Source organism: Rhodocaloribacter sp. (assembly GCF_056451265.1).
Genome location: NZ_JBWOPL010000036.1, coordinates 62410 through 76800, shown reverse-complemented (window position 1 = coordinate 76800; position 14391 = coordinate 62410). Strand labels below are relative to the sequence as shown.

General features: G+C 62.1%; 13 protein-coding genes. 6 read left to right on the top strand and 7 right to left on the bottom strand.

All coding sequences use genetic code 11. From position 1 onward, the window contains the following. The 6 genes from AC1HIY_RS06445 to AC1HIY_RS06420 all read right to left on the bottom strand — a co-directional run. The coding region (locus AC1HIY_RS06445) for a sugar phosphate nucleotidyltransferase (RefSeq protein ID WP_479575896.1) at positions 1-226 on the bottom strand (226 nt) is incomplete at its 3' end. 173 nt (positions 227-399) lie between these two features. Then, the gene (locus AC1HIY_RS06440; RefSeq protein WP_479575895.1) at positions 400-2196 is read right to left on the bottom strand and encodes an ABC transporter ATP-binding protein; all 1797 of its coding nucleotides are present in this window, start codon (positions 2194-2196) and stop codon (positions 400-402) included. A 31-nt stretch (positions 2197-2227) separates the two neighbouring features. Further along, entirely contained in the window at positions 2228-3304 is a 1077-nt protein-coding gene (gene rfbB / locus AC1HIY_RS06435; RefSeq protein WP_479575894.1) for a dTDP-glucose 4,6-dehydratase, read from the bottom strand. 545 nt (positions 3305-3849) lie between these two features. Beyond that, the gene (locus tag AC1HIY_RS06430) at positions 3850-4317 is read right to left on the bottom strand and encodes a hypothetical protein (RefSeq protein ID WP_479575893.1); all 468 of its coding nucleotides are present in this window, start codon (positions 4315-4317) and stop codon (positions 3850-3852) included. Between the two features lie 125 nt (positions 4318-4442). Next, complete coding sequence (locus AC1HIY_RS06425) at positions 4443-6758, bottom strand: polysaccharide biosynthesis tyrosine autokinase (RefSeq protein ID WP_479575892.1); 2316 nt, start codon at positions 6756-6758, stop codon at positions 4443-4445. Between the two features lie 456 nt (positions 6759-7214). After that, entirely contained in the window at positions 7215-7478 is a 264-nt protein-coding gene (locus AC1HIY_RS06420; RefSeq protein WP_479575891.1) for a PqqD family protein, read from the bottom strand. Between the two features lie 522 nt (positions 7479-8000). Between AC1HIY_RS06420 and AC1HIY_RS06415 the strand changes: the two genes are divergently transcribed. From AC1HIY_RS06415 to AC1HIY_RS06390, 6 genes are all read left to right on the top strand, one after another. Further along, the gene (locus AC1HIY_RS06415; protein ID WP_479575890.1) at positions 8001-8456 is read left to right on the top strand and encodes a helix-turn-helix domain-containing protein; all 456 of its coding nucleotides are present in this window, start codon (positions 8001-8003) and stop codon (positions 8454-8456) included. Between the two features lie 188 nt (positions 8457-8644). Further along, entirely contained in the window at positions 8645-10081 is a 1437-nt protein-coding gene (locus tag AC1HIY_RS06410) for a FlgD immunoglobulin-like domain containing protein (RefSeq protein WP_479575889.1), read from the top strand. A gap of 42 nt (positions 10082-10123) precedes the next feature. Then, positions 10124-10300, top strand: coding sequence for a hypothetical protein (locus AC1HIY_RS06405; protein WP_479575888.1), 177 nt, complete (start codon positions 10124-10126; stop codon positions 10298-10300). Positions 10301-10637: 337 nt separating this feature from the next. After that, on the top strand, positions 10638-12368 hold the full coding sequence (locus AC1HIY_RS06400; RefSeq protein WP_479575887.1) for a FlgD immunoglobulin-like domain containing protein: 1731 nt from the start codon (positions 10638-10640) through the stop codon (positions 12366-12368). A 13-nt stretch (positions 12369-12381) separates the two neighbouring features. Further along, positions 12382-12822, top strand: coding sequence for a lasso peptide biosynthesis B2 protein (locus AC1HIY_RS06395; RefSeq protein WP_479575886.1), 441 nt, complete (start codon positions 12382-12384; stop codon positions 12820-12822). Continuing rightward, positions 12819-13820, top strand: a complete 1002-nt coding sequence (locus AC1HIY_RS06390; RefSeq protein WP_479575885.1) for a hypothetical protein — start codon at positions 12819-12821, stop codon at positions 13818-13820. The genes AC1HIY_RS06395 and AC1HIY_RS06390 overlap by 4 nt, the downstream gene beginning before the upstream one ends. A gap of 103 nt (positions 13821-13923) precedes the next feature. Here the strand turns inward: AC1HIY_RS06390 and AC1HIY_RS06385 are convergent, their stop codons facing one another. Further along, a complete protein-coding gene (locus AC1HIY_RS06385) occupies positions 13924-14349 on the bottom strand; it encodes an ester cyclase (RefSeq protein ID WP_479575884.1) in 426 nt (141 codons plus the stop codon). Between the last annotated feature and the right edge of the window lie 42 nt (positions 14350-14391).

The following is a 14391-nucleotide window of genomic DNA, read 5'->3' as shown; positions in this document are numbered from 1 at the left end:
CGAGTCCCCACTGGCTGCCGTCCCCGAGGAGCCGGCGGAAGAGCGGCAGGTCGTGCGGCGTGGAGATGATCAGGATGTCCCGTATCCCGGCGAGCATGAGCGTCGTCAACGGGTAATAGATCATCGGCTTGTCGTACACCGGCAGCAGTTGCTTACTGATCACCTGCGTGAGGGGATGCAGCCGCGTGCCGGAGCCGCCGGCGAGAATGATGCCTTTGCGCTGCATGTGCCTGTCGTTCGTGTGACGCGTTGTTCTTGAATATCCTGACCTGACTGCTCCTCCCGCGTGGCCCCTGCGCTACCCCTCCGTCGCTCCGCGACACCTCCCCTTCGCGTGGGGAGGGGCTTTTTGAGGCCGAAACGGTCCGTACGATCCCCCACCCCATGCGAGCAAGCGCATCACGCCACCTCGGCCATCTGCTGAAAGTCTGCGTGCCGCCGGGACAGTTCGTCGAACGTGCCTGCGGCTTCGATGCGCCCGTCCTTGAGGAAATAGAGACGGTCGCACCGCTGCACGGTCGTGAGTCGGTGGGCGATCATAAGGAACGTGCGTCCTTCCTTAAGGGCTTCGAGGGCCTCCATGACCAGGCTCTCCGTGCGGTTGTCGAGGGCGGACGTCGCCTCGTCCATCACCAGCACCTCGGGGTTGTGATAGAGGGCGCGCGCGAGTCCGACGCGCTGGCGCTGTCCGCCCGAGAGCCGCACCCCGCGTTCGCCCACGACGGTGTCCAGGCCTTCGGGCAACTCGCGGATGAATGCTTCGAGCTGGGCCGCGCGCACGGACGTCCACACCCGCTGCTCGTCGATCTCCGCATCAGCCATCCCGAAGGCGATGTTCCGGCGAAGGGTGTCGTCGAGCAATACGATGGTCTGCGGGATGTACCCGACGTGATCGAGCCAGCCGCGCAGGTTCGCGTGGATGTCCACGCCGTCGACCATGATCCTGCCTTCCTGCGGCTTCAGCAGACCCAGGATGACGTTGACCAGGGTGGATTTTCCGGAGCCGGTCGCCCCGACGAAAGCTACGGATTCGCCTTTGCGAATGGTCAGGTCGATGCCTTCGAGGGCCGGTCGTTCGGCTTCGGGATAGGTATAGGTGACGTTTTCCAACCGAATTTCGTGCTCGAATGGGATCGGCGGGCGCTCCGGCTCGGGTCGATTCTTTCGCCAGGCGGGCGGCTCCAGCCGTTTCAGGTCATCGACCACGGCGGGGATGGCGGCGCCGCTGAACTGGATCTGGCTGATGCTCCCCACCATCTGCCCGACGGACTGGCGCAGGCGCACGATGGCCGCGCCGTAGAGGGCCAGCATCGGCACCAGCGAGGCGGCGTCTTTGCCAATGAAGACGAGCACGAGCACGATGCCGAGCAATCCCGTGACGGCCACCATCTCGAGCACGTTCGGCGAGATCCGTCGGATGACCTGGTTCAGGCGCATGACCTCGGCAAAGTTCGACACGCTCCGGTGAAACACATCCCGGAAGAACCCTTCACGCCCCATCACGCGCATGTCGACGAGCGCGGCCAGCGCCTGCGTGACGGCTTTGATCATATCCCGCCGTTCGCGCTTGGCCTCCTGCCCGTAGTGGTCCAGCCGGCTCTTGAAGATGCGAAGAAAGCCCCAGCTAGCCCCTCCCACCAGCACGATGCCGACCACTGCGATGCCGGGCGTCGTCAGGAGCAGAAGCACCACCGTGAAAAGCGTCATCATACTCGCCATCGTCAGGGACAGTAGCGGGTTGATGACGCCGGTCATGATCTCCTTCGTCTCATGCGTGACGTTCCGGAGCAGTTCGGCGGTATTGCGGGCCAGGTGGAACTCCCACGGCGCCTCCAGATAGGCCTTGAAAAGCCGGTCGGCCAGGCGCACCCGGTGAAACTCGGTGATCTGCACCTGAAGGTAGTAGACGCCGAAGATGTAGATATTTTTGAAGAGGAAAACCCCGATGAGAAACACGGCGCCCCATACGACGAGGTCCCGCCCCGTCGTGATGTTCAGCGCCTCGAGCACGGCCGCCGCCGCCGGGATCGCCATCACCTTCTCCGGCACGGCCAGCGTCGCTACGAAGGCGGGCACCGCGCCAATGCCGACGACGTCCAGAAAAGCGCCGAGAATCATCAGGGCGAGCAAGCCTATGTATTTGAGCTTGTCCTCCCGGCTGAAAAGGGAGCGTATGAGATGAAGGCGTTCGAGCATATTCGGGGATGAAATCGGTGATCCGGCTTCTTCAGGAAGCGGCACGGGCAGCGGTCAACCCCAGGCGACGGAGGTCATGCTTGCCCTCGGTTACGTCGCGACACCAGTCGAGATGGGACAGATACCACTGCACTGTCTTCCGCAGGCCGCTCTCGAACGTTTCCGCCGGGCGCCATGCCAGCTCGTTTTCGATCTTCGCCGGATCGATGGCATAACGGAAATCATGACCGGGGCGGTCTTCCACGAACGTGATGAGCGACGCGTGATCTTCGACGGCGGGTTCCGGCACGAGTTCATCCATCAGGGCGCATATGGCCCGGACAACCTCGATGTTTGTCCGCTCGCTCCGCCCGCCGACGTTGTACGTCTCCCCCACCGCACCCCGTTGCGCGACCGTCCAGAGCGCATCGACGTGGTCATAAACGTAGAGCCAGTCCCGCACGTTTTCCCCGCGCCCGTAGACCGGGATGGGCTTGCCCTGCAGGGCATGAAGCAAGACGACCGGGATCAGCTTTTCCGGATATTGATAGGGGCCGTAGTTGTTCGAGCAGTTGGTGATGAGCACCGGCAAGCCGTACGTGTGAAACCACGCGCGCACCAGGTGATCGGACGATGCCTTGCTCGCCGAGTACGGTGAATTCGGGCGATACGGCGTTTCCTCGGTGAAAAGGCCCTCGGCGCCGAGCGTCCCGTACACCTCGTCGGTCGAGACGTGAAGGAAGCGGAACGCGTCCCGCGCCTCGGGATCGAGACGCTCCCAGTGTCGGCGCGCCGCTTCGAGCAACGTGTACGTCCCCACGATGTTCGTCTCGATGAACGCCGCCGGCCCTTCGATGGATCGATCGACGTGGGATTCGGCGGCCAGATGCATAACGACGTCGGGCCGGTGGGTCTCGAAGATGCGCGCCATCGTCGCGGCGTCGGCCACATCGGCATGTTCGAAGTGATACCGCGGATCATCACTGACTTCGGCGAGGGTGCTCAGGTTGCCGGCGTACGTCAGCTTATCCACGTTGACCACACGGTGCGTCGTCCGGCGCATCAGATGCCGGATCAATGCCGAGCCGATAAAGCCCGCTCCGCCCGTGACCAGAATGACTCGTTCCATATAAATGTTTTGCTTCGCGTGCGCCGCCGTAGCCTGAATGCGTGCGGGCCGGGCACGGCTCCGCCCCGTCAGTTACATGCCGTAACCTACCCGTGCTTATGCTCAGAAAAAGGCGGTTTGAAACAGCGCCCCGTTTCAAACCACCTTTATGTGTCCCCGTCGCAGGGGCTCGGATGGTGCGAGCGACTCCGCCTTTCGGACGCGATCCGCCGCGCACCACCGGAATCTCTTACCGAAACCGGCAAGGCGAGCGGGCAAGGTCTACGACGCATCGGCTCTCGGGAGTCTCTCTTCAAACAGTAGTGGAACGCCTCAGGTGCAGGTCGTTCCCTTCCTTCGTATCGTTAGCGCCGGGATAATCTAAAGCGCCCTGCGCCGTCACGCATATACTTTTCACCTGCCCGACAAGCATTGTGCCGCTTCCATCCATACTCCAACCACCCTCGACCCATCCATTTTCGAAGCCGCTCCCGGGAATCCTTGCCATCCAGAAACCGACGCATCGAAACGAGTCCACGGCTTCGACCGAAGCCCGGAGATACTGCTTATTGGCTCAAACGGTCGATCAGCAATGCGACCGAGGTCAGGCTCGTGACGAGCGCCAGGGCATCGCGCCACCCGAAGCGGGCTTTCGAGACCCCTTCCACCATCAGCACATCGCCTTCCAGTAGATCGGGATATTCCGCCGAGGAGACGAGCATCTGCTCCAGCGGCGATTCATAGAGGAGTTTGCGCTGCCCGTCCACGTCTCGAAAGAGCCGGACCGTATACTTGACCGACTCGCCGGCCCCCCCCGGCGTCATCGACGTGCCGGTGAGCGCGATCAATTCTTCGAGGTCCGTGCCCTCACGCACCTCGTAGATTCCGGCATTGACGGCGCCGAGCACCAGCACCTGAATCGTCGCCTCCCCGGCCTGAGCGAAAACGTGATAGGCGGTGCCGTCGGCCTGTATCTTATTGACGCGCCCAAATTCCTGGGCTTGCGTGGGCCATGCCAGGGAACCGATCAGCATGAGGAAACACGCGAGGGAGCAAATATGCTTCATGGGTGAGGAACGCTGGAAATGTGAAACGCATGAACCTCCGGGCAACGAGCGGTGCGAGCGCCGAACGCTCGCGCCGTGAGGAGGCAACCCCGTCAAACCGAAGCGTCGTCCTCCAGGGCATCGACTTTTCGGTGGTATCCGTAGTACCCGTATTTTTTGGTGTACTGTGCGTACCGGTCGTAATGCCTGAACCGGTATTTGTGCCCGTAGGCCATGGAGACATCGAAACCGTTGAAGACGGCTCCGAGGACCGGCGCGCCAACTCCACCGAGTGCTTCCAGCGTATAGTCGAGTTCTCCTTCCTTCGTCTGTCCGGCCCGCACCACGACCAGCGCCAGGTCACACTGGGTTGCGAGCAGCACCGCGTCGGTGGCCACCCGCACCGGCGGCGTATCGATGATAATGACGTCGAAGCGCGCACGCAACGTTTCGAGGAAGTCGCGCATGCGTTTGGTGGCGAAGAGCTCCGACGAACGAGCGACGACCTTGCCGGCGGGAATCATGTACAGGTTGTCGATGTCGGTCTTGACCATTTCCTCCTCGAAGCGCGGCGTCCGGAGCAGGAACTGCACCAGGCCGGGTTCGAGATCGCGCCCCAGAATCTCGTGGGCGCGCGGGCGGCGGAGGTCGGCATCCACCAATACGGTGCGCCGTCCCGCTTCCGCCATCACCACGGCGAGGTTGGCCGCCGTGGTCGACTTGCCTTCCTCGATGCTGGAACTGGTGACAAGGATGGTCTCCACCACCCGGTCGGGGCGGCTGAACTGGATGTTGGTGCGCAAGTGACGGTAGGACTCCACCACGGGCGACATCGGGTTGAGCAACGTCACGAGGCTCGTCGAGATTCGCTGTCCATCGTGCTCGATCACGGGCCGGTTGCCATGCTCTTGTTTGATGAGCGGCTTCAGGTTTGGAATGGTGCCGAGCACCGAAAGTCCCCGTGCACGCAACTGTTCCGGCTTGTAGAAGCGGTTGTCCAGCTTGTCCCGGACCATGGCCATCCCGAGGCCAAGCATAAGCCCGAAAAAGATGCCCAGGACCAGATACTTCTTTTTGTCGGGGCGCACCGGCTCCTGCGGCTCGACGGCTTCCCGAAGCACGCGCGCATAGCCGGGCTCCGACTCTTCCGTGATGCGCACGTCCTGCAGCCGTTCGACGACCGACTGGTACATGCGCTCGGCATACTGCCGCAGCCGTTCCAGTCGGGCCAGTTCCATCGACTGCTCCGGGATCGTTCTCAACTCTCCTTGATAGTCGCGCAGACGCCGATCGATAACGGAGATCTTCATCTCCAATCCGCTGATGCTGATGCGTTCCTGTGCAATCTGCTGGCGGAGATTGGCTACGTAGGCGAACCCCGTCTCATTGCCCGTCATGCCGCCCGCTTCCGTCACCTCATCCACGTACTGCTTCGAGAGCTGATCCACCACGTCCTGCAACTGCTGAATCTCCCGGTTGAGGCTTGCCAGTTCCGGCGCGTCCTCCGCCAGATTGGGATTGCGCAGAAGAATTTGCTGCTTGTCGATTTCTTTCTGCGCAATCTGCGCCTGCAGCGTCTTGATCTGCTGTTCTACATTCGAGGAAATCCGTTCGGCCAGACGCGGATTCACGCGTTCGATCTCCTGTTCGAGGGCTTGCAAAGAGGCCCGGCGCGTCTGCAAGTCGATTCTCGCCTCATCCCGCTGCGCCTCAAGCTCCGCAATCTTCTGGACCAGATAAGAGCCTTCCTGATCAAGGCCCACGGCGCCTTCACGGCTCAGGTAGGCTTGCACCTGTTCTTCGGCCTGGCGCAGCTCTTCCTGACGCCGCTGTTCCTGCTCTTCCAGCAACTCACGCGCCGCCGTGATATGCGTTCGACTGGCCTCCTTCGTCAGATGCACGTACTCCTGTGCATACAGGTTCGCGATCAAGGCGGCTTCATGCGGAGAATCGCTCACCCCGATGATCCGAATGATATTGTTGCCCTGCTTCCCTTCCGGCTCAAATTTGGGGTATCCCTGAATCGGCGAGATCGCTTGCCCGGAACTGCCGTTTTGCATCTGCCGAAAACGCGAATTGACGCGGCGATACAGCTGGTCCGAAAGATAGAGCAGCTGAATCTCACCGGCGAGGGTCCGATTGTTCGTGGCGAAGAGGTTGTCGCCGTTCCCGGTCGGCGAGGGCGTAGGGTCCGCTCTCCGATTTTGAAGATCCAGCATCACATAACTGTACGCTTCGTATTCGGGCTTCAGCGTATAGGTATACACGGCCACAGACCCGGCCACGATCAGAAACGTCAGAAGGATGATCCAACGCCTCCGATACAACAAATCCAGCACCTGCTCGACCTGTTCACGCCCGCTCGGATAGTGCGCAACTTCGTAATGAGGCGTCTCAGCCATGTCACGTGCGCCGCGATTCTCGGGCATGACAGAACCTCGATTGAGATGATCAAAAGACATAGGTAGCGTAGAACTTTTCTAGAAATTATCGATTTGCTTTCACCTTTGTGGAAGCACAAACAAGTTCGTACGGCCCAGGAGCCGGTTTTACGAACCTCCCCATAAAAAGATCACGGCGGGCGCCGGAAAGCCGCCTTCCACCAGCCCACGAGCATCCTGCCCTTACTGGACGGCGTAATGAACCCGAATAAAGTCGCGCCGGAGTAAAGAGACGATCCAGCTCGCGCACGACGCTCAAACCAACGCACCTCGTGTTTCGCGGAACACCGCAACGATCCCATTCCCGTGATTCGCAACCTCCTTTTCTCCCCCTGTGCCTTAAAAGTAACATTCGCACCCGTCCATTGTTTTTTGTTGGGCCGACCGGCAATATTTACAACCACGAGCGCCCCCCAGATCGTATGCGCTCAACCGCTTCACGGCTCAGCTTTTCTGAACCAGGCCGTCTTCAGCCAGACGGTCCAGAAAAGACCGGACATGTTGCAGAGCCGCTTCACGGTCTACTTCGAAAGCCTCAACGAGTGCATCCGCGATTCGACTGACGTCATGCCCTGCTTGCAGCCCCTGCCAGATCGTCGCTCCCGTCTCGTTCAACGAGTAGTACCGGCGCGTCTTCAAATCGAGCAGGACGGCTTCCTCTTCGTTCAGCAAAGAGAAAGACACGTCGGGGGTGGAGCGGTAGTTCATGTCGGCATCAGGTTTGAAACTTCACGATTTTCAGGTGTCGCCTCCTATGATGACAAAGGCCATGCCGAAGCTTGCGATCAGGCCTTTCGCACATCGACGAAACGGGAGACGACCCACGATACGTCCCCCCTTGCCTCAAGAAAGGGGCACGTCTTTTCAAAGGCTTCGATTGCGAATAAACGCATCCTTTACGTTTTCAACCATATAAACGGGACGGCTTTTTTGTTTCTGCGGATTTCTGATCCCCCCGGCGATCGGGCCCTCACCCCGAAAAGAATCGTCTCAAAAGCGAACGTCCTCCCTGAAACTGTCTCTTGTCTGGTTTCATATTGAAACCCTCGAGAACATATTTGTACACTTTACAGACCTCACGCGCCAGGGATAAGTTCTGGCATACTCGTTGTAGATCTCCCGACTCGTTCGAGGGACTCAGGCGACAAGAACGGTGAAAGTCCCCTTTCACACCGGTTGACGCCTGACGTACCTTTACCGTATCTCTAGCCTATGCCTCCGAAAACCAGAATGGAAGCAAACGGAATGAATGCGCTTCAGCATGAGCTCCTCCGGGTCACCGAGGAACTGAAGCAGACCAGAGCTCCCGAAGGCGCGCCCCCGTCCGTGCTCAAGGCGCTGGACTATATCCATCATCATCTGTATGACGAGACGCTCGACGCCACCACGGTTTGCATACACTGTGATCTAAACAATCACAATATATCCAGCCGGTTCAAGTATCACGTGGGCGTCGGGATGCGCCGCTATATCGAGATGGGACGCATGGAGGCCGCCAAGCGATTGCTTCACCATGAACACCTGAGCATCCTCCAAATTGCATGGTCCGTCGGTTATACCTATCCGGAATCGTTCGCAAGAGCCTTCAAACGCTATACGGGACAGACGGCCAGTGAATACCGGAAAAAAGTGCTAAGAAGGACTGTTAAGACAGTGGGCCAGGAAACTGAATCCGAACAGTTATAACCTTAAGGGGGTTTTTGAAGCATTAAATCACCTGAGAAGGAAACAGGCGTCGTGCCGTAAAAATCACGCTTCATCCCGGCGCGCCGCCTGCCCCTGACCCCCGTTGTCCCAGAGCCGCGTCCCCCACACTCACCAGGCTCGCAAAGCTTCGCCCCGCAAGAATCTGCCAAAAGAAAAAAATAACTCTTATGAAATTGCCACTGCGAATTCTCGGACTTGTCGCCATCGGTCTCGTACTGGTCCTGTATTTCAACTTTACGGACCGGGAAAGCCCCACGGCCCAGGCGACGACGATCACCTCCGATGTGTTGTTCTCGCCGGCATTTCTCGGGTCCCCACGCGTCCCCGACGGCACGTACCGAATCAATAACCATCCGGACGGCAATGCCCGTCCCCCGACGTATTGCCTCCGCCTCGACAAGCTCTTCGGTAATTTTTCCACGATCACGTTCGACTGCGAGCATCCCGATGCCGACGTCGAAATGGTCGTCGACGGCTCCACCGTGACGATCTCCGGCACGGTCTTCGGCGGCAGGGACCGGGGATCGGACTATGATCCCAACGAGTCGGGCCTTTGGACGCTCAACTTCACGTTCGTCAATGCCACCACGGCCAGTGGAGACGACGACCTGATCGTTCCGCCGGCCTCGCCGAACAACGGCAGCGGAACCATCGTGCCCCAGTTCTCCACCACTTCCGGGACCGTCATTGCCGGCACCGTTTACAATCTGATTGACTACGACGGATCCTGGCCGTACACCTTCCGCCTCGGCGACAAGAACAATGACGCCGGCCACCGCGGCTTCGACGGCATCTCCGGCTGGGGCTGGCTCAAGTACTGCGAAGGCGCGTCCTGCACCGACTTCAAACGCCCCGACACGTCGGACTGGCTCTTTACGGCGGAGAAAATCTGCGCCGACGACGAGGCGCCCTCGTGGGACGGCAACGTCGAAGTCGACACGACCACCGGGCAAGGTACGCTCACGGTCCTCGCGCCGAATGGCCTGAAGGACATCGAACTGGTCGATCCCTCATCGAACATCGTGCTGGTGGACGTGCGTGACGAGAATGGCGTCAGCCTCGTCGGCCCCGACGGGTTCGTGGGCATCGGCTTCACGGACGGAACCGAGAATGACGGGTACGACGAGTTCGAGTTCGCCGGAAGCAACGAGTTCGCTCCGACCGAGGTGCAAATCGTGATCGGCGCACCCGAGATGGGCGGGTCGAGCTTCTTCATCGAACTCACCGACTGCTGCGACAAAACGTTGCGTGTCGATCCGCAGATGTCGCTCCACGCTGTCGCCTCGGCGACGAGCATCGAAGACGCCGAGGGTTCTGCGCTCCCGAACGCCTTCCGGCTGGAGCAGAATTACCCGAACCCCTTCAACCCGACCACGACGATCCCCTTCGAGCTCGCCGAATCCGCTCAGGTTCGCCTGGTCGTGCTCGACCTGCTGGGTCGCGAGGTGCAAACGCTCGTGCAGGGCTCCCTGCCGGCGGGACGGCATCAGGCATCCTGGAACGGTCGCAACGCCGGGGGAAGCCCCGTGCCGAGCGGCATCTACTTCTACCGCCTGGAAACCGGCGCGACGGCGCAAACACGGCGCATGATGATGATCAAATAGCGCTTCTTCCCGCACCCCTTTCCTATTAAGATACCTACTATCATGCGTCTACCTTCGAAAAATAACCCCCTTGAGAACCACACCTCGGCTCAAACCCGGATGGTCCACACCGATCGTGCGCATCCGACAACGCGCAAGCCTTTTGTGCCGCCGATGCTCAAAACGCATGGCACGCTTTCCATCCAGGCCGGCTCCATCAATCTCTGGGACAAAAAATAACGCCGCAGGCATGATGCGCCGACGCCTCCTCCCTGCAGTTCAAAGGGCCGTCCCCACATGGGAGACGGCCCTTTCGTCTTTGTCCTCCGTTCGGGAAGCGCGTCGCTCACCTCCGGAAGAAAGGGGGAACCCTCGCGCAGTTCTCGTTTCTAAAGATTCGTTCGCCTCCCCACACCCGTTCGAAGATTTATATTAAGCGCGACTCACTTACGGACGAACCTAACCTCGAAGCCCGCCTTCCCTCCCGCGCACGAGAAAGGACGAGCCCCGTCTGTTCCACCGATAGTGCCTGCCGCAACAGGTCGGCCCCTCTGCTCACCCACGGATCGAGATGATGATGCTAAAAAGCGCTACCCTCTTCGGCTTCCTCTTCATCTTCCTCCTCGGGGCGGCTCGGGCGCAAAGCCTGGAGATCGTCTCAACCGACCCGGCAGAGGGCGAAGCCGGCGTACCGCTCGACAAAAAGGTGATCTTCAACCTGAGCAAGCCGCTCCCCGCCTTTGGCTCCATCTTCTCCACCCGCTTCACCTGGTCGCCCACCGATTCGACCACGCTTTCGGTTTTCGGACACGACCTCGGCGACGAGGGGGAGCTCACGGTCGTTTTTTTCACCCTCAAGCACACCCCGAACACCGACTTCTCTTTCTTCGCGTACGGGCTCGAAGCCGACGACGGAAGCACGATGGCGCGCCCCTTCACGCTCAACTATTCGACGGCGGCGGAGATGGGAACGAACGTCGTCAGCGGGAGCGCCGATTTCAGGGAGCGCTTCACCACCGGCGCCTCGGCAAAGCGGGCGCGGCTGCAGACGATCCTCCGCGAGGTGCTCCTCGCCCAGCGGGAGACGCTCGAACGGGCCATTGCCGCCGGCGCCGCGCCGCGCGTGACCGGCAAAACGTCTCGTCCGGCAGCCGACCGGCTCTATCAGACGCGCATCGCCAACCCCGAGGCAAACCTCGTCCGAGACCGGACGGTGCTTCTCCTCCTCAAAAGCTATGAACTCAGCGATCGGGAGTGGCGCATCCACGCCGCCGCGCCCATCGCCGAGGACGGCTCTTTCACCTTCGAACACGTCCGCGACGGCTCGTACTGGCCCATCGCGGTCAACTGGGCGGACAGCCTCGGCGACGTGATCGGGGCCTATGGCTTCTACGACGCCGACGGCGACTTCGACCCCGACCCCGTCACGATCAGCGGCGGAGACGTGTCCGGGCTGGAGGTCGGCCTCTTCGCTCTCGAACCCGCGCCCACCGGCCCCCTCGCGCCCGTCGCGCGGGAGCGGGCCGCCCGCGTCGCCGACGACCAGCGCCTCATCGAGATCATCGGACGCGACAACGCCGACGGCGGCGCGTCCGAACTCTGGCTCTTCGTCTTCTATTCTCCCTCCCGCGACACCCTCACGTACGTCAACATCGACCCGGTTAACGTCCTCCTCGACCCCAACCCCACCAACGACATCGGCGACCCGCTGGTGGTGACAGATCGCATGCGGCAGCAAGCGCCCATCCCCGAGACGATGATCGACAGCGAGACGGCCTTCCAGATCGCCTGGAACAACGGCGGAAGCGACTACCGCGCGCAGTTTGCCGACTCCCTCTTCGTGCCCGTGGTCATGATGGCGGGCGACCTCGAGCTCGACTTTCGCCCGCCCCCCGGCGAGGTGTTCTGGTCGGTGACGTTCCAGCCCCCGCTGGCGGGCTTTGACGAGTTCACGGTCTTCGTCGACGTCGAGACCGGCGAGGTGCTCACGCCGGTGTTCGTCGCCACGGAACCGGACCCGGCCGTGCCGCGGCCGTTCACGCTCCGGCAGAACTACCCGAACCCGTTCCATCTCACGACGGAGATCCCTTTTGACATGAGGCGTCCCGGCCCCGTTCGGCTGGCGGTGTACGACCTCCTCGGACGCACCGTGCGCACCCTCGTCGACGGCTTCCGGGCCTCCGGCGCCCATGCCGTCGTGTGGGACGGGACGAGCGATGCGGGCGAGCCCGCCGCCAGCGGCGTCTATCTCTATCGAATGGAGGCCGGCGGTTTCACGAAGAGCCGGATGATGGTCCTCATGAAATAACCGGGGCACACGCGTGTTCGAAAAGATCCGACAATGGCGCGCGGAGATGGATGGTTTCCGTCTGCGCGACCTGTGGTGGGCCGCGCAGGTCACCGGCATGCTCGTAGTGGTTCCGGTCATCAAGCACCGCCTCTCCGTCCCCACCCTCGTCAGGCTCTTCGACGCCCGCCCGCGTCCCGGCGGCGGCGGCGACTGGCGCCGGCTGAACCGCATCGTCAAAGGCCTGCTTCGTCGAACGCACCGGAAGGACTATTGCCTGCCGTATTCGCTCATCCTCTTCCATTTTTGTCGAAAATGGGGCCATTCCACCCGCATTTTCATCGGCGCGCGCAAGGGGGAGGATGGCCTCGACGGACACGCGTGGGTTCTCATCGACGGCGAGCCGGTGCCGGGGCTGACGCCCGTCCATGACGCCTACGCCACCTTCTTCGCCTATCCCGAACCGACCGCGTGACCCCCGCCTCTCCCGCTTACCACCGCGCCTACGACCTCCACGGGCTGCGCCTCGACCTGCGCGCCGCCCCTGCGATGGGGGCACTGCTCGACGTTTTCCTGCGCGCGCTCCGCGCCGTGCCCGTCGCCGGCGAGGATCCGCCGGACGTCCGTCTGGCCTTCGAGTCCGGCGCGGAGACGATCCCTGGAGACGCCGTGGCCCTCGGCAAGCACGAGCGCGGGGTGGAAGCGTTCGAAGCCGGGGAACGCCTCTTGCTCCGATACGGCGCGTCCGTGGCCGCGCTCGATCCCCGCGCGGGGACGGCCGCCGCCCGAATCGACCCGAACCTCACGGACGAAGAGACGCGCCGGGGGCTCCTTTTCGACTTCCTCATCCTCAGTCTGCTCGCGCTCCTCCGCCCGCACGGCCTGTACCTCCTCCACGCCGCCTGCCTCGTGCGCGGCGACGCGGGCCTGCTCCTCTCCGCACGAAGCGGCAGCGGCAAATCGACCCTCGCCATGAGTCTCGTGCATGAAGGATGGGGCTATCTCTCCGATGACATTCTCCTGCTTCGGGAACGTGACGGCGTCGTCGAAGCCCTCGGCATGGGCCGCCACTTCCGCCTCATCCCCGACGCGCTCGAACGCTTCCCCGACCTCGCCGCCCGCGCGTCGGCCTCCGAGACGTTCACCGACAAGCATCACCTCGACGTGGACGCGCTCTTTCCCGGCCAGTACACGCCCCGCGTCGTGCCGCGCGCGCTCGTCATCCCCGAGATTGCCGACCGGACGGTGAGCGAACTCTCGCCGCTTCCGGCCTCCGCCGCCCTCCTCCACATGCTCGGGCAGACTACCTTCCTCGCCCGGGACACGCGCCTCGCCGACCGCCACCTCGCCACGCTCCGAACGCTCGCGCTTCAGGTGAAGACATACCGCCTGGAGGCCGGCCGCGACCTGTACGACGAGCCGGCCCGCGCCGACGCTCTCCTCACCCCGCTCCTCGACGCCCGGGAAAGATAAGCCGCCCCCCGATTCTACCTGCCTATGACGGGACCACTCCGCCCCCCCTCATCGCGCGCGGGAGCATCTGCCTCGAACCGCAAGGATCCGTTCGCACCGGACGTCACCCGTCTCCCGGGAGGCCGAGTTGCCTGAGCACAGCGAGCCGATCCACGACCTGCCAGTGTCCGGACACCCTGTCGCCGTCGAACGAATAGATCGTCAGGCCCGCCACGTCAATCTTTCGTCCCGTGACCGGGATCGGCCCGAGCGGGCCGGCGTGCGTGCCCCGCATGCGCCAGCTCACCGCCACGCGGTCGCCCTCGGATACCATCTCTCCGAGCGTGAACGTGAGATCCGGAAACGCACTCCGCGAGACGCTCAGGCGGTGACGAAAACCGTCGAGGTCCAGCGTTTGCCCGTCCCAGGGATCCCCCGGATCACTGTGGATGGTATAGGCCGACGCAACGAAACGCTCGACCGCATCGGGGTCGCCGGTGTTCCAGACCCGTTCGAAGAAGTTCCGCAAAAGCGCCACCCGGTCATGCATAAAGAACCCTCCATTGAACTTCGACGGAGCACCGGGCGCTGC

Bases quoted from the DNA above. Each gene is read 5' to 3' on its own strand.
- AC1HIY_RS06385 (WP_479575884.1), bottom strand. From the start codon at position 14,349: ATGCATGACCGGGTGGCGCTTTTGCGGAACTTCTTCGAACGGGTCTGG.
- AC1HIY_RS06400 (WP_479575887.1), top strand. From the start codon at position 10,638: ATGCTAAAAAGCGCTACCCTCTTCGGCTTCCTCTTCATCTTCCTCCTC.
- AC1HIY_RS06440 (WP_479575895.1), bottom strand. From the start codon at position 2,196: ATGCTCGAACGCCTTCATCTCATACGCTCCCTTTTCAGCCGGGAGGAC.
- AC1HIY_RS06420 (WP_479575891.1), bottom strand. From the start codon at position 7,478: ATGAACTACCGCTCCACCCCCGACGTGTCTTTCTCTTTGCTGAACGAA.
- AC1HIY_RS06405 (WP_479575888.1), top strand. From the start codon at position 10,124: ATGCGTCTACCTTCGAAAAATAACCCCCTTGAGAACCACACCTCGGCT.
- AC1HIY_RS06410 (WP_479575889.1), top strand. From the start codon at position 8,645: ATGAAATTGCCACTGCGAATTCTCGGACTTGTCGCCATCGGTCTCGTA.
- AC1HIY_RS06430 (WP_479575893.1), bottom strand. From the start codon at position 4,317: ATGCTGATCGGTTCCCTGGCATGGCCCACGCAAGCCCAGGAATTTGGG.
- AC1HIY_RS06415 (WP_479575890.1), top strand. From the start codon at position 8,001: ATGGAAGCAAACGGAATGAATGCGCTTCAGCATGAGCTCCTCCGGGTC.
- AC1HIY_RS06425 (WP_479575892.1), bottom strand. From the start codon at position 6,758: ATGCCCGAGAATCGCGGCGCACGTGACATGGCTGAGACGCCTCATTAC.
- rfbB (WP_479575894.1), bottom strand. From the start codon at position 3,304: ATGGAACGAGTCATTCTGGTCACGGGCGGAGCGGGCTTTATCGGCTCG.